The 19,987-nt window shown below is 34.8% G+C and carries 20 protein-coding genes and 2 pseudogenes; 12 read left to right on the top strand and 10 right to left on the bottom strand.

Features of this window, described 5'->3' with window-relative positions:
* Positions 1 to 43 precede the first annotated feature (43 nt).
* The gene (locus ABWU48_RS01245) at positions 44 to 613 is read left to right on the top strand and encodes a nucleotide exchange factor GrpE (protein WP_012673267.1); all 570 of its coding nucleotides are present in this window, start codon (positions 44 to 46) and stop codon (positions 611 to 613) included.
* A 17-nt stretch (positions 614 to 630) separates the two neighbouring features.
* Positions 631 to 1,629, top strand: a complete 999-nt coding sequence (trpS, locus tag ABWU48_RS01240; protein WP_353288420.1) for a tryptophan--tRNA ligase — start codon at positions 631 to 633, stop codon at positions 1,627 to 1,629.
* Between the two features lie 175 nt (positions 1,630 to 1,804).
* On the opposite strand, the gene ABWU48_RS01235 is transcribed toward trpS, so the two are convergent.
* The 3 genes and pseudogenes from ABWU48_RS01235 to ABWU48_RS01225 all read right to left on the bottom strand — a co-directional run.
* Positions 1,805 to 2,566 (bottom strand): alpha/beta hydrolase, encoded by a 762-nt coding sequence (locus tag ABWU48_RS01235; protein WP_012673268.1) that lies wholly within the window; start codon positions 2,564 to 2,566, stop codon positions 1,805 to 1,807.
* Position 2,567: 1 nt separating this feature from the next.
* Positions 2,568 to 3,095, bottom strand: a complete 528-nt coding sequence (locus tag ABWU48_RS01230; protein WP_010082469.1) for a c-type cytochrome — start codon at positions 3,093 to 3,095, stop codon at positions 2,568 to 2,570.
* A gap of 440 nt (positions 3,096 to 3,535) precedes the next feature.
* Positions 3,536 to 4,042 (bottom strand): annotated as a pseudogene (locus ABWU48_RS01225) (transposase); the annotation flags it as partial.
* A gap of 374 nt (positions 4,043 to 4,416) precedes the next feature.
* On the opposite strand from ABWU48_RS01225, the gene ABWU48_RS01220 reads away from it, so the two are divergent.
* Entirely contained in the window at positions 4,417 to 5,763 is a 1,347-nt protein-coding gene (locus tag ABWU48_RS01220; protein ID WP_353288272.1) for an IS110 family transposase, read from the top strand.
* Here ABWU48_RS01220 and ABWU48_RS01215 read toward each other — a convergent pair.
* Positions 5,752 to 6,418 (bottom strand): annotated as a pseudogene (locus ABWU48_RS01215) (IS4 family transposase); the annotation flags it as partial. The gene ABWU48_RS01220 and the pseudogene ABWU48_RS01215 sit on opposite strands and share 12 nt — an antisense overlap.
* A 181-nt stretch (positions 6,419 to 6,599) precedes the next feature.
* Between ABWU48_RS01215 and ABWU48_RS01210 the strand changes: the two are divergent.
* From ABWU48_RS01210 to ABWU48_RS01180, 7 genes are all read left to right on the top strand, one after another.
* The gene (locus tag ABWU48_RS01210) at positions 6,600 to 6,764 is read left to right on the top strand and encodes a hypothetical protein (RefSeq protein ID WP_162829040.1); all 165 of its coding nucleotides are present in this window, start codon (positions 6,600 to 6,602) and stop codon (positions 6,762 to 6,764) included.
* A 412-nt stretch (positions 6,765 to 7,176) separates the two neighbouring features.
* Entirely contained in the window at positions 7,177 to 7,830 is a 654-nt protein-coding gene (locus tag ABWU48_RS01205) for a hypothetical protein (RefSeq protein WP_209472625.1), read from the top strand.
* Positions 7,827 to 8,174, top strand: coding sequence for a hypothetical protein (locus ABWU48_RS01200; protein WP_010962849.1), 348 nt, complete (start codon positions 7,827 to 7,829; stop codon positions 8,172 to 8,174). The genes ABWU48_RS01205 and ABWU48_RS01200 overlap by 4 nt, the downstream gene beginning before the upstream one ends.
* Before the next feature lie 102 nt (positions 8,175 to 8,276).
* The gene (gene proS / locus ABWU48_RS01195) at positions 8,277 to 9,545 is read left to right on the top strand and encodes a proline--tRNA ligase (RefSeq protein WP_022626352.1); all 1,269 of its coding nucleotides are present in this window, start codon (positions 8,277 to 8,279) and stop codon (positions 9,543 to 9,545) included.
* Positions 9,542 to 9,913 (top strand): holo-[acyl-carrier-protein] synthase, encoded by a 372-nt coding sequence (locus ABWU48_RS01190; protein ID WP_010082456.1) that lies wholly within the window; start codon positions 9,542 to 9,544, stop codon positions 9,911 to 9,913. Before proS ends, ABWU48_RS01190 begins: the two co-directional genes overlap by 4 nt.
* An 11-nt stretch (positions 9,914 to 9,924) precedes the next feature.
* Complete coding sequence (locus ABWU48_RS01185) at positions 9,925 to 10,179, top strand: hypothetical protein (protein WP_010962852.1); 255 nt, start codon at positions 9,925 to 9,927, stop codon at positions 10,177 to 10,179.
* Positions 10,180 to 10,293: 114 nt separating this feature from the next.
* Complete coding sequence (locus ABWU48_RS01180) at positions 10,294 to 11,790, top strand: proton-conducting transporter membrane subunit (RefSeq protein WP_010962853.1); 1,497 nt, start codon at positions 10,294 to 10,296, stop codon at positions 11,788 to 11,790.
* On the opposite strand, the gene ABWU48_RS01175 is transcribed toward ABWU48_RS01180, so the two are convergent.
* The 5 genes from ABWU48_RS01175 to ABWU48_RS01155 form a co-directional block, all read right to left on the bottom strand.
* Positions 11,787 to 12,449 (bottom strand): hypothetical protein, encoded by a 663-nt coding sequence (locus ABWU48_RS01175; RefSeq protein WP_010082435.1) that lies wholly within the window; start codon positions 12,447 to 12,449, stop codon positions 11,787 to 11,789. The two genes, ABWU48_RS01180 and ABWU48_RS01175, sit on opposite strands and share 4 nt — an antisense overlap.
* Before the next feature lie 68 nt (positions 12,450 to 12,517).
* On the bottom strand, positions 12,518 to 13,312 hold the full coding sequence (locus ABWU48_RS01170; RefSeq protein ID WP_022626354.1) for a hypothetical protein: 795 nt from the start codon (positions 13,310 to 13,312) through the stop codon (positions 12,518 to 12,520).
* 73 nt (positions 13,313 to 13,385) lie between these two features.
* The gene (locus ABWU48_RS01165) at positions 13,386 to 14,207 is read right to left on the bottom strand and encodes an AAA family ATPase (RefSeq protein ID WP_038199127.1); all 822 of its coding nucleotides are present in this window, start codon (positions 14,205 to 14,207) and stop codon (positions 13,386 to 13,388) included.
* 17 nt (positions 14,208 to 14,224) lie between these two features.
* Positions 14,225 to 14,812, bottom strand: coding sequence for an L-threonylcarbamoyladenylate synthase (locus tag ABWU48_RS01160; protein ID WP_006280292.1), 588 nt, complete (start codon positions 14,810 to 14,812; stop codon positions 14,225 to 14,227).
* 118 nt (positions 14,813 to 14,930) lie between these two features.
* Complete coding sequence (locus ABWU48_RS01155) at positions 14,931 to 15,401, bottom strand: hypothetical protein (protein WP_010082479.1); 471 nt, start codon at positions 15,399 to 15,401, stop codon at positions 14,931 to 14,933.
* Positions 15,402 to 15,476: 75 nt separating this feature from the next.
* On the opposite strand from ABWU48_RS01155, the gene miaA reads away from it, so the two are divergent.
* On the top strand, positions 15,477 to 16,370 hold the full coding sequence (gene miaA / locus ABWU48_RS01150) for a tRNA (adenosine(37)-N6)-dimethylallyltransferase MiaA (RefSeq protein ID WP_353288419.1): 894 nt from the start codon (positions 15,477 to 15,479) through the stop codon (positions 16,368 to 16,370).
* A 12-nt stretch (positions 16,371 to 16,382) separates the two neighbouring features.
* Here miaA and ABWU48_RS01145 read toward each other — a convergent pair whose 3' ends face one another.
* Entirely contained in the window at positions 16,383 to 17,180 is a 798-nt protein-coding gene (locus ABWU48_RS01145) for a hypothetical protein (RefSeq protein ID WP_209472619.1), read from the bottom strand.
* A gap of 296 nt (positions 17,181 to 17,476) precedes the next feature.
* Between ABWU48_RS01145 and recG the strand changes: the two genes are divergently transcribed.
* Complete coding sequence (recG, locus tag ABWU48_RS01140) at positions 17,477 to 19,498, top strand: ATP-dependent DNA helicase RecG (RefSeq protein ID WP_209472617.1); 2,022 nt, start codon at positions 17,477 to 17,479, stop codon at positions 19,496 to 19,498.
* Positions 19,499 to 19,987 lie beyond the last annotated feature (489 nt).

Genomic DNA, 19,987 nt, shown 5'->3' with positions numbered 1-19,987 from the left:
AGATTAATTGTTATATATTTATTAGATTCTTAAGGGTAATGATATGTCAGATAGCAGTAAGGAGAAAAAGAAGAAGTTTGCTGATATGGTAAGTAGGCAGAAAGGTGACGACCAACAAAGTGATAACCATAAGCAAACTGATGATTTAAATGAAGATCTCAATACATTAAAAGAACGTGCAGTTCAGCTTGAAGATCATTTACGCCGTGCTGTTGCAGATAATGAAAACGTCAAACGTATAATGCAAAAGCAAATTAGCGATGCAAGTGACTACGCAGTCACAAAACTTGCACGTGATATGATCGACTCGTGCGACAATTTAAAAAGAGTAATGGAAATTTTGAAAGACGGTGATCCTGTTCATGAGGGGATTAAAGTAGCTTATCAAAAAATTATAAATGATCTAAAAAAACATGGAATAGAGGAAGTAGATCCACTTGGTGAGCTTTTTGATAGTAATTTACACCAAGCTGTTGTGGAAAGAGAAGACAATGAAAAAAAGCCTGGCACCATTGTAGAAGTACTACAAACTGGTTATACTATCAAAAATAGGTTGCTCCGTCCTGCAATGGTTATTCTTTCTAAGAAATCTGCTGATTGTGGAAGCGATTAGCATGAGGTAAATGTATAATGACAAGTATTGTCTTTTCAGGTATCCAGCCAAGTGGCGTACTACATTTAGGTAATTATCTTGGTGCAATCAAACAGTGGGTAGACTTACAGGATAAATACAAATCTCTTTTTTGTATTGTCGACCTACACGCAATCACAGCAAATAAGCTTCCCGCAAGTGAATTAAAAAGTAATATTTTCAAAACAGCAGCAGCTTATATTGCATGCGGAATAGATACAGAAAAGTCCATTATTTTTAGTCAGTCCACAGTTAGTGGTCATGCAGAACTGGGCTGGCTGCTTGGATGCTATACACCAATTGGTTGGCTTAATCGCATGACTCAATTTAAAGATAAAGCTGGCAGCGATAAACAAAAAGCCTCTCTTGGATTATATAGTTATCCAGTACTTATGGCTGCAGATATATTGTTGTATCAAACTAAATACGTTCCTGTTGGTGATGATCAAAAACAGCATTTGGAGCTTGCACGTGATATTGCATCAGCTTTTAACAATCATTATAAGCTGGATTATTTCATCGTACCTGAAATCTTAACTTTGGATTGCACATCAAGGATAATGAGCTTAAGGGATGGCACAAGCAAGATGAGTAAATCTGATCCTTCAGAACATTCGTGCATTAACCTTGATGATACGGATGACTTAATTGTCAAAAAAATAGAAAAAGCAAAAACAGATTCAATTCTAGGCTTTGCTACTTTAAAGTGCCGACCAGAAATAAGCAATTTGATAAACATTTATTCAGTGCTTAGTAATGTAAATGCAGAAAAAGTATGTGAAGAAGTGAACAAACATGACATGAAGCACTTCAAAAAAGAGTTAGCTGATTTAATTATCAGTGTTATATCACCCATACGTGAGAAAATGAATGATCTTTTAAAAGACCAATTCCATTTACATGAAATATTAAAAAAAGGCACAAAGAAAGCAGCAGAAATTGCAACCCATAATATAAAAGAAATCAAGGATATTATTGGATTTGCTCAATATCTGTAAGGTTCCAAAGTGTGATGGTGCGAATCGTCATACCGCCGCGGTATCTCAGCCGCTAACACGTAGCGGGATGACGGTTTTTCAAATTGTCGGTAAATCTAAGTCAGTTTAGCTATAGGCAGCAATTTTCTGTATTTATTTTAAGTTGAAGAAAGCTCAAATGAAAAATCGTGTTTTGCTAAAAATCACAGAATGCAGTCTGGTTACAAAATTCTCTAATGGTCTTAAATAAAACTTCCAGTGAATGATTGTCAGACATATTGTGCTCTGCTGATTTTATTAAGTGTACTTCAACATCGGTTGACTTAATTTTTTCAGCTAAATTCAATGAAGTTTGATAAGGAACATCTTTATCATTAATGCTATGCAGCAAGCGCACAGGACAGTTTATATCTATTGTCTTTTTGTTTAAAAGAAGGTTCTTTCTGCCATCTTCGATCAAATTTTTAGTTATTTTGTATGTACAATGCTCTGAAGTAAAATCTATTACACCTTTAGAATCTAGTTCTTCTTTTTGCTTGCCTGACAATTGCTTGAATATCAAATCTTCAGTAAAATCGGGAGCAGACGATATACCAATTAGTGCTGCAATTTTTTCTGGAAATTGAAGGGCAGTGAGCAACATCAGCCATCCTCCCATACTTGAACCTATAATTATTTGTTTATCGCTAGTTAATTCACTCATTACTTTAGCACAATTTTTTTGCCAATCACTTATCGTGTAATCAATAAAATTACCACTTGAATGACCGTGACCAAAATAATCAAATAGCACAAGTGCTACGTCATTTTCTTGGCAAAATTTGTAAATAGCAGTTGCTTTAGTTCCATCCATATTGGATGCAAATCCACCGAAAAAAACTACAGAAGCTTTCTTTCCTTGTAGCTTTCGATATGCTATGTGACCATTATTTCCATCAAACAATTTACAATAATCCATACTACTTTGGCAAAGCAACCGGGCTATCACTCAATTGATGCAAATAACTAACTAGATCTGCAATTTCTTGTGGATTGGAAATACCTGCAAATGCCATACGTGTACCTTTTATATAGGCTTTTGGGTTCTTTAAAAAGGCAAATAGCTCCTCATACCCCCATTTTCCACCTCTTTCAAGCACTGCTTTTGAGTAATTGAATGAGTTACCAAGATGGGCCTTTTTATTTCCAACTATGTTCCATAAGTTTGGTCCTACTTTATTCATTCCACCTTTCTCAAAACTATGGCAGGCTATACATTTTTTTGCTGCTGATTTACCTTTCTCAAAGCTAGCATTCTGCATGAGCGCTCCAATATCAAGCGCCACTTGCTCGATTTTTTGCTGGAACTCATTGCTGCCAGCAGCTACTATCGTTTGGTGTTCAATCTTATATTCTTCTGGACTGTAAAGCATATCAACTACATTACTAACTATCATAATGATTAGCCCAGAAAGTAAAATCGATGCTGCAATCTTATTAAGCTCCATAGTTAATTTTTATTAAGTAATGTTACTTAAATTATGCGAATATTTTCGCAAATAGCAACCAATTACCTTGAAGCTCGCTAAAGATGAGAGTCTCTATAGCTGACCCAAGAAAGGTTTTCCTACGTCCATACCGCCGCGAACCGTCATACCGCGATTCATTCGCGGTATCTCAGCCGCTAACAAGAGATCCCGCTAACAAGTAGCGGGATGACGAGGTTCACTGCCATTAAGTTAAGGAAAGAATGGTTAAAAACTGAACTAAAAAGTCAGAAATAATTAAGGATTTATGACAAATACTGAAACAGAATAGAGTAAACTTTAAAGCAGATAAACTCTGAAGTGTAAATTACTTAAGAAATAGTTTGTTTAGAAGTCATTTTACAGGAGCTATGGCAATAAGCTACCCAGTTATTATCAGAAGATATGAATACTACCTCTAGTCAAAATATGTGTTTTCTAACCCTTTTTTGGTAATTGAACGAACGAAGATAAGGTACCTTATGACGATCAACTTTCCTTCCCTTTCTTACCGCCAAAGTGTTCATCAAAAATAGCTTTGATAATTGATCCATAATGCAGTCAGTATCTGATTCCGTAGCAAAAATGTCGAAAGCCAAGTTTTTGATCGCGTTAAATGAGACAGATTTGTTAATGCTCCTCTTAAGCTTATCATCGGTTAAGTCCATATTCAACGCTTCTTCTACATCTTCTGTCATAACACTTTCTAGGTTGCTAATAAAGATAGCTGACCAAAAATCCTGTTTAACAGACTCAACACTTTTTCCTGTAAAATTTTCTAGACTTAGTCTTCCTTTGAGTTTTGCAAAAAATGTCTCAACTCCCCAGCGTAAAAAATATAACTCCTTAAATCCTCCAGTTTGAAACTTTTGTTCATCCATTAATGATGTAGCTAACACTTCAATTTCACCAGATGGCAGTACCACTTTGAAGCGTTATTCCACTATTTTCTTGTTTTATCTTACGCTGAGCACATATGGTAACCTCAACACTAGATGGGCTTTTTTCTTCAAACATAGCATTCACTTCATTAAAAGCCCAGAACAGATAAAATCTGTAAAACCAAAAAGAAACTCCCTCTTTACTTTATGTTCTTTGGGTATAGTGTTATGAAGAAGCGCTTCTGCAGCTATAACCGAAACAATCAATGGTGCTATAAATGCCCGTTTGAAAGCATGGTTTTGGGGGAAATGGTAAAACCATTGATGGAGTTCTTTTTGGGCTACCTCGTTTAGAAGATTGTATAACCTAACCGTCCCAAGCTGAAGTGCTTCTTATCATAATAATATAGGAGGGATTTTATATGGCAGAAGCAAAAAGTAAATTAAAAACAATAAACCTTGATGCAGCAGGGATTGATATTGGCTCGACTGTACATTATGTATGTGTACCTGAAGGAAGAGATGAACAACGTATCCAAAAATTTGGGTGCTTTACAGTAGATCTACACAACTTAGCAAAGTGGTTAAAAAAGTGTCAGGTTAGAACTGTAGCCATGGAGTCAACTGGAGTATATTGGATTCCCTTATTTCAAATATTAGAATCACATAAATTTGAAGTAAAATTAGTAAATGCGCGACATGTCAAAAATGTGCCTGGTAGAAAGTCTGATGTTCAAGATTATCAATGGCTGCAACAATTGCACAGCTATGGACTGCTTCAAGGATCATTTAGACCGGATAATCAAATGTGTGTACTGCGTAGTTACGTTAGACAACGTGCTAATCTAATTGAAAATGCAGCTAAACATACTCAACGTATGCAAAAAGCGCTAATTCAAATGAATATTCAATTACACAAGGTTATTAGTCATATTACTGGGATAACTGGTATGAAAATCATTGAAGCTATAATTGAAGGCGAAAGAGATCCTGAGAAATTGGCTAAATTCAGGGATGCACGAATAAAAAATGATCAGTCTACTATAGCAAAAGCGTTAGCTGGTGATTATAGAGAGGAACACTTGTTTGTGCTAAAACAAGAATATGCAGCATATACTTTTTTTCAAGAGCAAATAACGGGATGTGATAAAAGTATAGAAAATTACTATAAAACATTTGAAACAAAGTCGAATGAGAACAGGGCATTGAATAAGACACGAAAGAGAAAACAGAAGAATAGTCCAGATTTTGCCGTAGATGAAGATTTATATCGAATAACGGGGATGGATTTTACTAGAGTTCCAGGACTTGATGTATTAAGTATACAGGCTATCATTTCAGAAACAGGTATAAATCACAATAAATGGAGGACAGAAAAGCATTTTTCTTCCTGGCTCGGATTAAGTCCTGCTAATAAAATTACAGGAGGGAAAATTATTGGAACAAGAACTCGTAAAGTTGTTAATCGTGCTGCAACTGCCTTGCGACTTGCTGCTCATTGTGTATCAAGAAGCAACACTGCACTTGGTGCATACTGCAGGAGGTTAAAGAAGCGACTAGGGATACCAAAAGCGATCACTGCTACAGCAAGGAAATTAGCATGTATTTTTTATAATATGCTAAAATATGGACAAGAATATGTAGAAAAAGGAATGAACTATTATGAAACACTCTACAAAGAGAGAGTAGTCAAAAATTTGACTAAAAAAGCAAAGGAATTTGGTTATATACTAATGAAAGAGGAGCCGATAGATGAAGAAGGTTCTTAGGAGTTTCTTAGAAGATGATCTGGGACATCGAATGACATAAGCAATTTTTCTTTTTGTAAGGCTAGAAAGAAATTTATAAGATAAATATACAAATCAGTAAGTCATTAGTATTTACAACTTTAAGCATTTCATCTGCTAAGTTAATTTCATGAGTGTTACCTCTATCTAACACTGACCTTATGGCAACATTATTTAGCACATCTTAACAAACCGCAAAGGTTGCACTTGCATAATCACCTAAATCTTTTGGTTTTTGGTTACGTATTTTTCTTGAGCCAAATTCATTTTTTATTTCAACGCTTGTTGGTAAAATGATTTTGGAGGCATCAAGAGCTAACACTCTAAAGCCAAAACAAGTTTTAAATTTTTGGTCTTGGTAGTACAAGGAAACCACACCTTCGTTAATTTCTGAAAATGCACTGTGTTTCATTTTTTTTCTTGCTTGACTAAAAGCACTAGCAGTAACGGTATAGTCTTTTTTCCTATATAAAATAAATTCGTTTAGTATTACTTGCAGCGACTTTACACTTTTTCTTAAAATTAAGATAAATATGTCAATAAAAGATAACTTCCTCTTTCTCATAAAATCTTTTGAAGATGATTTATGGGATTCTATAAATTCTAGACTTGCCAATTCATTTTGAATAAATTTTATTACTGCCTTTTTTACTCATACTACCTTTAAACTTATTGGTATAAATCATTATCCCATAAAATCTATCTTTTTTCCTTAACTTAATGGCAGTGAGACGAGGTTATCGTCATGCCGCCACGAACCGTCATACCGCGATTCATTCGCGGTATCTCTTAGCCGCTAACAAGTAGCTGGATGACGATTGTCAGGGTGTAATCCCAGTGTCCCTATGATGTCATCCCAGTGCCCAGACACTGGGATCCAGGAAAGTTTGCTTGTAAGCAAGCAAACTAGCACAGAAAGTGGTTACAACATTTTCGATGAGATTATATGGAAAACTGGATCCCAGTGTCAAGCACTGGGATGACAAAAAAAGGAGCACTGGAATGGCACCATTTGTTATGTTTAACAAAGTTCGTACTTAGCTTCATGTTAGCCATAAATATTTAAGAAATTTACCAAATGGAAAAAAAGGCAAAAGAAGCCCCATGGTTAACTAGTTCTGACACTGGTTTCCATCCAAGACGGCAGTAGCCCCTTCGGTGTCATTCCAGTGTCAAGCACTGGAATGACAAAGGAGAGCAGTGTCAGCTACTTGGATGACACCTTTTTTCTACTTAGTGTGGGTTATACAAGAAGTCTATTGTATGGCTATTGCTGGTCGTATATTACTTATAGCTTATCTATTCAAATTGCAACTTTGTTTTTCATAATTAATTATTGACAGAAATTATTAATTGGGTTATTATTAAATTATCGTTAACAAGTGAGGCAAAGAAATGATGATATCCAATAATTCTTCATTGCTAAAAGATAGTCAGGAGCTTACTAAAACTAAGCAGACTATATGGAAACCTTTAATTGCTGTTTCATTATTATCTATATTTAGTTTCATATCTGGTCAATATCTTCCTTATGTTATTATAGCAGTTTCTGGTTCTGGTCCTATTGCAGCAGTTCCTTTAGCAATTTTTGCTGTTTCTACGGTTGTTGCACTTATTTCAGTGACATATCTTGTTAAACTGGCTATTTCTAGAGATGATAATAAGAAAGAAGTAGGTCTTAATGGACAGAAATTCGGCCATACTCCATCTCAAGAACCACAAAAATTTGTGTGTAAAAATTGTACTAATCTGGAGAATAAATCAAATGTACCTACTCCTCAATCACCTCCAGTAACGTTTGGAACACAACCAAATCCAAGTGTCAGTGTACCACCGCCGCCACCTCCTCCATTGCCACAAGATGCTGCACTACCACCTCCGCCTCCGCATTTTTTTACAGCTTCCAAGCGTACGGAGCAACCTAAGAATGATGCACCGAAGAAGGCTGGTGAACCTGAGAATAATAATCATTCTACTCTGTTTGAACAGATAAGAGGAGGTACTACGTTAAAAAGAGTGGGCAGCAACAAAATTTTACAAATGAATTGAAAGCAAAATTAGAAAGTAGTGGGGGCACTGACAAAAAAGAAACACCAGAAGAGTTTGCTGCAAGAATAGATAGGGAGCAAGCAGAGAGAAAGAAGTCGGATGATAATGATTCAGATTGGACAAAGAGACTTAAGGAGAGAGCAGCAGTCATGCAATTCTCAGATAGTGAAGAGGAGTCACCGGTACCGCCAAGTTCGTGTGTTGATTCACCACAAGTAAATAATGTTGACTCAGTGGATAATGAGGTGCAAGATTCACCTCCTCTTTCTGTTGAGGATCGCATAGCACAGTTTGGTGGAAAAGCGTTGCGATGCCAAAAGGAAAATGTTGTACAAGGACTATGATAACTATGAAATGGTCAGCCATGCACTTCCCTTCCTTTTCAAAATAAGTTTACCTACAGGTCTGATTGTATTAAGATTACTTAATACAATCAGATCTATTATATGCGCTTATCCAAATATTACCTGCCAACTCTAAAGGAAAAGCCTGCCCATGCTAAAATTATCTCCCATCAATATTCTTTGCGTGCAGGTTTAATAAAGCAGATAGCATCTGGCATCTATACGTGGTTACCACTTGGTCTCTTAGTGCTTAAGAATATTGAAGATATTATCAGAGATGAAATGAACAAATCCGGTGCTATTGAAGCATTAATGCCTTGTGTGCAACCAGCAAGTCTTTGGCGAGAATCAGGGCGTTACGATGATTACGGTAAGGAAATGCTACGCATAAAGGATAGGCATGAGGAAGATATGCTTTTTGGTCCAACGCATGAGGAGATAGCAACTGATTTAATTAGAGATGTGGTAAAAAGTTACAAAGATTTGCCACTTTGTTTATACCAAATTCAATGGAAATTCCGTGATGAGGTAAGACCACGTTATGGTGTTATGAGGGGCAGGGAATTTTTGATGAAGGATGCATACAGTTTTGATGTAGATTACGAAGGTGCACTGAATTCATATAATTTGATGTACAAAACTTACATAAAAATCTTCAAACGCATGGGATTTACTCCAATTGGAGTTCGAGCTGATACGGGGCCAATTGGAGGAAATTTGAGCCACGAGTTTCATATATTGGCAAACACTGGTGAGAGCACTTTATATTATGACAATAAATTTTCTGAACTACTAGAGAGTGAAGATATTGAAAGTTTAAAGAGTATATACGCAGTTGCAGATGATATGCATGATCCTGAGACTTGCCCTATATCACAAGAGCAGTTAAATGTTAGTAAAGGTATTGAAATAGGGCATATTTTTTATTTTGGCGACAAATATTCAAAGCCTATGAAGGCAAGTGTTACTTCTCAAGATGGAAAAAATGTCAATATACATATGGGTTCGTATGGCATTGGGGTTTCAAGACTTGTTGGTGCGATAATAGAAGCTTTTCATGATGATAAGGGAATTATCTGGCCGGAGGAGGTAGCTCCTTTCAGAATTGGTTTAATCAATTTACAAACGAAAGTAACGGAGGCTGCAGATAAAATATACAAAGCTTTGAAGAGCGATGAAGTGCTTTACGATGATACGGAAGGAAGTGTAGGAGTAAAATTTTCTAGAATGGATCTGATAGGCTTGCCGTGGCAAATAATTGTCGGAAAGAAAGCAGTAAGTGAAAATATAGTTGAAGTAAAAAATAGAGCAACTGGAGAGGTAAAGGAAATGCAGATTGAGGAAGCAATAAATCACTTTAGCGCAAAATGATACACGGTATCGGCACTGACATAGTATATATACCAAGAATATTGAGAATATTACAAAAATACGGGGAAAAATTTCTCAATAGAATCTACACTGAAAAGGAAATAGAGCTAAGTAGAAAGTATAATAGTCAAGAAATGCGAGCAAGGTATTTTGCTAAACGCTTTGCAGCAAAAGAAGCTTTTGTTAAAGCACGAGGTAGTGGTCAGGGTATTACAATGAAAGATATAGAAATATACAATGATGTAAGAGGCAAGCCATATCTTACCGTTAGCAAGGATTTTATCTCCAAAATTCATCTTTCTTTAAGTGACGATGGAGATTACGCTACTGCATTTGTTGTAATTTGCGTCTATAGCTCACACAGATAAAGTTTACTCTTTTGTCATCTTATGGCTTACTGTATGAACATTCATTTTTAAAGGTAAACTGCACAGCAAATGGTCAGTGCTTGACACTGTCCTCCTTTGTCATCCCAGTGCCCAGACACTGGTTTTCTGCAATCTCATCGAAAACGTTTTTCTATGCTAGTTTGCTTGCTCACAAGCAAACTTTCCTGGATCCAAGTAGTCAGGGCACTGGGATGACATCTTTGTTGTGTTTAACAAAAACAAATGTTCGTACAGTTGTGGAATGAATCGCAGTATAGCTATAGCATACACAAACGACTAGTTTGCCAAAAAAACATAGCGGTTTTTCTATGATTTTAGTATAATTCTAGCTTTACCTAAACAAAAAGATGAATTATTTAATGGACTGTGTTTTAACGTCTCTTTCCTTACCATTTTCAATTACTGAGAATTATTTATTAATTACTGCGTTGATTCCACTTTTAAGTGCGTTAGTTATTTTTTTTACTGGTAAATGGCCCGGAGTGAACAATAGTATTACTGTCACTTCTTCTGTACTTCTGTTTACGTATACGTGTCTGTGCACTTTATATTGGGTATATGGTGATCATTCTCAATTTATTCTCATGGATTTTGGTAATAATTTGCACATTAGTTTAAAGCTAGAGTCTACCGGAGTAATATTCAGTTTATTAATATCGTTTTTATGGGTGCTGACCAGTATATATGCAATATGTTATATGCAGAATAACTATGCTGATAGCAATCACTCAAGTTTTCTATGCTTTTTTTCAATATCGATTGGCTGTGCAATGTTTATTGCTTTTTCTGGAGACTTGCTCACTACATTTGTCTTTTATGAGCTTCTAACTATTAGTACATACCCTCTGGTTACTTACAACTCAACAAATGAATCAATGATTGCAGGACGCTATTACTTTGGCGTGCTATTTTTCTCTTCTTTGGTATTATTTTTTCCTGCAATAGGCCTTTTATATCATGAATTTCATACTTTAGACTTTGTAAGCGGTGGAATATTCAAATTTGATACTTCACTCATCACTTTCATTGCAGTGTGTTTTGCTATGCTGATTTACGGAATAGGAAAAGCTGCATTAATGCCAATGCATTTTTGGTTACCAAAAGCAATGGTTGCACCAACTCCTGTGAGTGCACTACTGCACGCTGTTGCTGTTGTGAAATCCGGAGTTTTCATCATCATAAAAGTTATATTATACACTTTCGGCGTCGATAATATGCAACGTTTTGTGCAGCAAAATTGGTTTGCTGGAGGGTGGCTTCCGTACGCTGCTGGATTTACTATTATTACTGCATCATTGATTGCACTAAAGCAAAAAGAATTAAAGAAATTGCTTGCTTACTCTACCATCTCTCAATTGTCGTATATTATATTATTCGCTTCAATTTTTAGTGATCTCAGCATGAGGGTTGCAATTTTTCAATTAGTTTGCCACGCATTTGCAAAAATCACTTTGTTTTTCGTTGCCGGAGCAATAATAACGAGAGCAGGTGAGAAATATATAGATAAGATTTACGGTATAGGACGCAGTATGCCAATTAGCATGACAGCATTTGCTATAGGTGCATTGTCTATGATAGGGGTGCCGCCTGCTCCGACTTTTTGGGGTAAATTTCTCATTTTTCAAGCTGTTTTCAACTCTGGCAATGTAATACTTTCTGTGTTTGTAACTCTAGTGTTAATTGTTAGTACTATACTCAACGCTCTGTACTTTTTACCGATAATTTACAACGCCTTTTTCTTAAAACCTTCTCAGAATTACTTTATTAAAAAAACACCAATTCTTCTAGTTTTACCTCCAGTTATTACTGCTATGTGCACTTTGGTTATTTTTTTTAGCTACCAAGTAATATTTTAAAATCTGTATTTATAACCATTAACAATAAATTTAAATGGTATTATACCAGCCAGAGTTGCTTTTATATTCGACAAAGTGAAGCTAATCTCCACAGTATCCTCCTTATTTTGCTCGGTTGTAAAAACTACAGTAGCATTTCCAGCAAATGTAACTAAGTCCTTGGTCGATCGATCAATAGATAATGTTATTACATTTATGTTGGCGATTTTTCTTTTAGATAAAGACAAATTACCAGCTTCATTATTCGTTTTTTCCTGAAAGCCTTGATAGATTTTATGTATAGAATTGTTTCTTATAAAATTTTCTTGGTACTTCGGTTCAACGATCTTAATGGACTCGTATATTTCAATGTATTTACTTATTAAGTACCTCGCTGTGGAAGTGTATTCATCTTCCTTTTTACTGAAACTAAGCTTATGCATTGCAGAGAACTCATCTTCTGTGTGGTTCATATACTTCACAAAATTTAAATCTTTTTTAATAGGAAATAACAGGTATATGTTTAATGTTAATAAACATAAGCATACTAGGAGAAGCGATACTATTAATGCCATCCAAGATCTTTCTGCTACACAAAACAGATACCTATGGCAGTACCATTCGACTGCTTTACTGAAATAACTTTTGTTTTTTACTGATTCAAGCAATTTATCTTCCATAACACAATACTACCAGACCTAATCGGATCATTATAATAACAATAAGCTTAGATACTCTAAAAAAAACTTTAAAATATGTCTAAATTTTCCCAAATAGGATGAATGATTATATCACCTTGTTCTGCAATGAGGTAGAATTTATCGATTTTGCTCACATCTATATTTATCATTTTTACACTGAAATTTTCAGGATCATAAGTATTACTTTCTACACTTTTGTGATAATTATAATAATGTAATTTATTTTGATCATCAAAATAACCAAATTCATCAGCAAAGGTTCCCACTTTTCTACCTTTACCACTTTTGACTAGCTCAAATAGATCAATTACATGGTTTTGGGATCCAGGCTCAATAGGCCCTTCTGCAGCAAAAAATTTAGGTGCATGACCAATGTATTCCTTAAATTTTAGATTATGAGTCTTTTTTACACTACCAAAATCCACAAATTTATATTCATCTGAAATACCAGAATATTGTGGATCATACTTTTTATATTCAAAAAACTCATTACCTAAAAAATTACAAAACGTTAATTTATAATTATCATGATCGGATTTTACGACTTTAAGGTAATGAAAATCTCCAGGAATCTTTACTTCCTCTTCCGTAATATGATTACGTACAACAAGCTCACCATTTAGCATATGATAGCCAATTTTTGGCAAAGTAGCTATATTGATTGTCTTGTTTAGCTTAAAATTTGCTTCATAAATGCCACTTAACAACTCCTTTCCTTTTTCTAGGGTTATGTCTTGATCTGAAGCTATATTCTTAATTAAGCTTAATTTTTTCTGCATGTTCAATATGGCTTTCGTCAAAACTTCTATTGATTGCCATACAGTTAATTTATTATCAGTCAAATTATATACTTCGAGTATTAAATTAACAGAATTTTATCATGAATTTATGTTAAAAGTATTATACTTTGTAAACTTATGTCATGATATTAACTACATTAGCTAAAACATGCTTTTTATCTAAGTGGAGTTGCTTTGCGGCAACGAAAAGTTCATCTATTTTTTTCCACTGACTTAGCAGAATTTCAACACCATTTACCTCTCTCTTTATGCTTTCTAAAATGAAGGCCTGAATTATATATGATGCTAGTTCTAGTTCGATTTCGCTATTAATTACTTTATTAATCATATTGGGATTCTTTAAATCATGAAGAAATTTATAAAAGCATTTGTATGCTTCATAAGCATCACTACTTATTGTATTTATTATCATTCCTGGCATTCCAGGAAATAAAGTAATCATTTCGTCAAACGTTTGATTATCAAATTTACATTGAGATGAAGCAACTTGCTTTGTTTCATCATAAGTTAATGGGAGTAAATTTAGCTGAAAGCACCTACACCGGATAGTGGTTTGTATATCATATGGCTTATGGCTAATTATAAATATCTTAGAATTTTTTGGCGGCTCTTCTAATATTTTCAATATTGCGTTTTTAGCGTTATTAGTCATTGCCTCTAAGCTATCTATTATAGCTATTTTGTGTTCTGATTGAATGGGACTTAAGTGTAGAAAGTTTTTCATTTCTCTGACTTTTTCTATTCCGATAGTATCACCTTCAACAATGTGTAAGTCCAATGCTACTTCATTATAGTTTTTTATGAGTAACCAATTGGAGAAGGATTTTGCAAGTGTTGCTTTTCCTATACCTTTTTTACCACAGATCAGCCAAGACTGAACAGATAAGTTGTTCATTATTTTTTTTTTGGCTTGGTTGTGGCCTATTACTTTTTTCATTCTTTCTCCTATAGATTTTAGTTTGAAAATGCGTTGTTTACTGTTTGTAATGAAATTGCACCTTCCCTTAAAACCTTAATCTTATCTTCGGTTAAGTCAATAATAGTAGATTCTATACCAGAAACTAGTTCGTCATCTTCAATCACTACAGATAAATGTTGCTTAATGGATTGTGGTATATCGTTTGCCTTACATACACTTTCTTTTCCTGAAATATTTGTACTAGTTGCAACTATTGGAACTTTCAGTTTGTTTAGTATTGAAATTGCAATAGGATGCTCAGGAATTCTGATACCTATACTATCTTTAAAGAATTCGTTTGGCAATATGTTGTTGTTTTTAAGTGGTAAAATATAGGTAATTGGTCCAGGAGAAAAGTGGTTTATTAAATCAATATATCTTTCCTTTACCTTTGCTATTTTTGTCAAATTGTAAATATCACTAACAAATATAGACAGTGGTTTATTTTGAGAGCGTTTCTTTATCTGATATATTTTTCCTATAGATTCATTATCTAGTGCATTACAAGCAAGAGCATACACTGTTTCTGTTGGAAAACACACTAATAAATTGTTCTGTATTGCATTTATTATTTTAGATACCATATAGCTAAAAACTTATTCATAACAACTAGATCAGTTTTGTTGCACTGTATCTTATATAGTAACTGCTAGTTTTTGTAAACGTAATGCAACGCAGCTTACCATTTGTTATGCAGATTTGCTACAACCCAAACTCTTCATTGACTTTATCAATTATTGCCTGTGGTGGATCCTCTCCCCATCCTGAATACAAAATCTCTCCATAGTCTGCAACATCTATAGAGCCAGTTCTGCTTTTTGCTAGAAACATTTCTCTTTTCTCTTTATCAACTAATACATAATGCCACGCTGATTTTCCACGATCTTTACCACGGACTAAGTATATAAGATCTGACCTACTTCTTTTTGTTGCATCAGCAAAAGATCTTTCATTGACAGTTCTGCTTTTACTTTTTATGCCGCCACTTTCAGAAAAAGCTTCCTTGGATTCGGTTTTTTTGCCTGCTAATTCAGAAATTTTTCCTTTTTCCCCTAATGCCCGTTCTTTGGTGTTTTGAGACGAATACTTACTGGAAAAACCTTCCCCTGTACCGCCAGGAGTCCTGTTTGTGAAACGCTTAGTAAATGAATTATTGTCGTTGTTTTCTGCCATAAAAATCTCCAAACTTTAGATTGTAGAATCCAAACTTTTACTACACTTTATCATATGTTAATTAAATTAATATAAATGAAAAATAATATAGTAATTATTACAGGAATTACGGCCTCAGGTAAATCAGAATTATGCGATAACCTGAGAGAAAAATATGGAAATATTAGTATAATAAATTGTGATTCAAAGCAGGTATACAAAGAAATTCCCATAATTACTGCTCAACCACTAAAGCAAGAAGAATTTTATAAATTATATGGTTATGTTTCAGCAAAAGAAAATTATTCCGTGGGTCTATGGTTAGAGGATTTAGAAAAAGAAGTTAATCACGCATTAGAAAATGCTCAAATACCTATCATCACTGGAGGAAGCGGGCTTTACATCAGCAGTTTAATCAAAGGCTTATCATCAATGCCACAAATAAGTCAGAAAGTAAGGAAAAATGTAAGCGAATTAAGGAAAAATTTAAGTAAAGAGGAGTTTTACAAATTAGTGCTAAGCAAAGATCCAAGGATTCAAGGTAAAGTATTCATGAATGACTCGCACCGCCTTTCAAGGGCACTTGAAGTTATCACTGAAACTGGCAAGTCGATTTTCGTATGGCAGAAAAATCGACAGCCTCCTTTATTCAATAATTTTAAGATATATACAATTTTGCCTAAACGTGAGGATGTATACCAAAAAATAAATTCTCGTTTTATCAAAATGATTGAAAATGGAGCAATTGATGAAGTAAAAAAGCTACTTAACATGAACCTAGCCCCATATTTGCCAGCTATGAAAGCACACGGAGTGCCAGAAATTATAAAGTACTTGAAAGGTGAGATTACTTTAGACGAAGCGATACAGATTGCTCAAACCAATACAAGACACTACGCGAAACGTCAGTATACTTGGTTTAAAAATCAATTTCCGAGTTCTAAAGTAATTGATTGTGCAAATAAGCTTACAGAGATTGAGATATCTTAATCATTATCAAGGCTAAGTCCTACCCTTATCGTGGGTAAGTGACTCTACACTGTTCACTTTCAGTTGCTTATCCAAGTCATGCTCTATTTTCAACTTAAATCCTAGCTTCTCGCAGAATTCGTAAAAATACTCCTTAATGACATCAAATAAATTTCTGCCATCAATTTTGTAATCTCTCAATTTTCGAGGAACAGTGAGCGACAATTTACCATCTTCATATGTTACATCTTTGTCACCTTGAGACTTAAGTGTGAATTCTAGCGAGCTATCCAATTTACATAATTCTTCTTCCAGTTCTGCAAAAGTGCGAACTGCAATTTTTTCTTCAATTCTGATTGCCGCATGACTTGGATCACTACAATTAATATGTGTTACATGATTAGACTGAAACAATAACCCATATGTTTCAGCTAAATGAAGGATAGGTCCTCCTTTACCATACAATGCACCCACATAAGCAGCCTGGTTACAATTAGTGATTAGTTCTTCTAGAATAGAATCATTTGGAACTTCTGCTTCAGCATATTCAAATAGCTCTGTAAAAACTTGTTTTACAAATTGGCGGTACTTATTTTTGTCATTTGAAATGAGGTTGGTATGTTTATTATATAATTCATCAACAAGCTCTTTTGTTATAACTTTGTTCTGAATAACAAGTTTCATTCTTGGAAGATCTACGTACATAGTTGCACCAGAATTCGCTTCAGCATTATCTTTACCAGCCCTCAACCTGCTAAAACCAAACTTTTCTGCTTGAGCTCTTAGTGTAACTATTGGATTTTCCTTTTCTTTTGGTGTAGAGCTGTTCATCATTAATACCTTGATATAGACTGCTAATGGTATAATAATACATAAAAATGATTAATAAGTTAATAAAATACCTACTATAAGCCCTATGATAGCAAATATAGTTAGGGATAACTTAGGCTTACCGACGATTTTAAAAACAACAAATTCGTCATTCCGTTACGTGTTAGCGGCTAAGATACCGCGAATGAATCGCGGTATAACGTTAGAGAGCTGTGCTAGCTATAGTGCATACCTGACCATAAGGTGACAAGATTTTAAAAAGGCTCTATAACAGTTTTACACATGTATGAATCTCAATGAGCAATCAGATTTTTCTAAATAGCAGGCTGGAGAATATACCTAAATTTCATTCCGCAATATTACCTAAACTTTGTGGTGGGGACAAGGTGGTGGATCTGCTGTTTTATAAGCCACTTAGTTATGTGGATAGAAGCAAGTTACTATCTGATGCTCGAGTTGGAGAATTTACAACTTTCATTGCAAAAGTTTATGAACATCAGTCGCCCACTTTTAGAGGTAGACCATATAAAATAGTCGTTGAAAGTGAGAGTCAGTATATATTCATAGTCTTTTTTAATTACTCAGTTAAGTATTTATATAAACTATTTCCAATTGGAGCGAATGTGATCATCAGTGGCAAACTCGAAAAATTTGCTGAACATTGGCAAATTACTCATCCAGATTACGTGTCGCTTGACATCAACCAATTTAAAGAAATAGCTTGCATAGAGCCAGTTTACCAATTATGCCGTGGCATTACCAATAAGCGCATTGGGAACATAATAAGCTCTAATCTAAAGGAATTGCCTGATTTACCAGAGTGGATAGATGATACATTAATCAAGCAAAAAAAATGGTTAAGTTGGAGGGAAAGCATCATAAAGTTGCACAGACCAAGCTCATTGGCGGAAGCTGAGGTTTGTAGAAAAAGGCTTGCTTATGATGAATTGTTTGCGTATCAGCTAGCGCTGAAACTTGCAAGAAAAAATCATGTGAAAGAAAGGGGAAGAGAATTTATAATATTAAGTAAATACAAAGAGCAAGTTTTAAATGAATTGTCGTTTCAATTAACAAATGATCAAACTCGTGCAATAGATGAGATCTCAGAGAGACAAAAATCCAAGTATCGCATGATAAGCTTGCTGCAAGGTGATGTTGGTAGTGGCAAAACCGTAGTTGCACTTTTTGCAATGATAAATGTGGTAGAAAACAACATGCAGGCAGCTCTAATGGCACCGACTACTATCTTGGCGGAGCAACATTATAATTGGATTGAGGAAGTTTTATCCTGTACCGATATAAAAGTTGCGCTGCTTACTGGTAAAACTTCGCGCAAGGAAAGAAAGATTATCATGAACGAACTTGCAAGTGGTGTTTTAAATATAGTGATTGGCACTCATGCACTATTTCAAGCTAACGTTACATTTAAAAATTTAGGGCTTGCAGTCATAGACGAGCAACAGCGATTTGGAGTGATGCAGAGAAATCGCTTGGTAGGAAAAGGAGAAAATGCCGATATACTTTTCGTTACTGCAACTCCCATTCCAAGAACCTTGCAGCAAGCTATGTATGGTGATGTTGAATGTTCAATTTTGAAAGAAAAACCAAAATCCAGATTGCCAATAAAAACTGTAACTATGAACATTAGTAGGGTGCCAGATGTTATTGAAAAGCTAAAAGGTGCTATAAACAGGGGCGAAAAAGCATATTGGATTTGTCCATATATAGAAGAAAACGAAGAGACCAATATTGCTGCAGCAGAGATGCGTTTTCAGGAATTACAAAAAACATTTCTTGATAAAGTCGGGATAATACACGGAAAATTGACTCAGGAGCAGAAAGATCAAGTTATGTTTTCCTTCAAAAGGAATGAATTTTCTCTGCTTGTTGCAACCACTGTGATAGAAGTTGGTATAGATGTGCCAGATGCAACCATCATGATTATAGAAAATGCAGAGCAATTTGGGTTATCACAATTGCATCAGTTAAGAGGCAGAGTAGGGCGAGGAAACAAGCCATCTTTTTGTGTATTATTATACGATAATTTAAGTAAAAGCTCATCTTCAAAGTTAAAGATCATGTGTGAGTCACAAGATGGATTTTACATTGCTGAAAGGGATATGATGCTAAGAGGCAGTGGAGATATTTTAGGCACAAAACAATCAGGATGTATGGAATTTAAATTTGCTGATTTATATCAGGACAAAGAGCTGCTCAATCTCGCGTATAATAACGCAAAAGGCGCAATGGCTGATTTTGAATTACTGCTTGATATATTTGAATATAGGAGTAGATTACATTTTTCAAAATTTCAGTAGAAAAACCAGGTAGCCCGCAGAAACAAAAAAACTTACTTGACACCCTTCGCCAACCCCCTTATCATGAAACTGAAGCTATTGTATTTGCTTTCGCCAATCTGCAGATTAAAAGGTAAGGATTACTTAATGTATCGGCGTCTTATGTTCAATTTTTTGCAGTATATAGATACTGTATGTCTTTACAAAACTTCATTTACATCTAGATTTTTATCTAAATAAGCTGAACGCGCTTATAAAGCGTTACAAGACATCAAAAAATGCCAATACTCGACAGAGATAGTAAAAGACTAGCTAACTCGGGGATTCTTTGTCTTTTTTTCTGCTTAGTAAATTTCTTAAACATTTGCAGCGTAAGTTAGTTGCAATTAAAAGCGGCTGAATCTCGCTTGTCAAGCGTTTAAAACATAAAAAACGCCAATATTTTAAAGCGGATAATAACCACGGGGCTTCTTTTGCCTTTTTTTTCATTTGGTAAATTTCTTAATGTTT

Origin of the sequence: Wolbachia endosymbiont (group A) of Tromatobia lineatoria (assembly GCF_964028565.1) — a bacterium.
Taxonomy (GTDB): domain Bacteria; phylum Pseudomonadota; class Alphaproteobacteria; order Rickettsiales; family Anaplasmataceae; genus Wolbachia; species Wolbachia pipientis.
The sequence above is the reverse complement of the archived record's forward strand: the minus strand, read 5'-3'. Positions and strand labels throughout refer to the sequence as shown.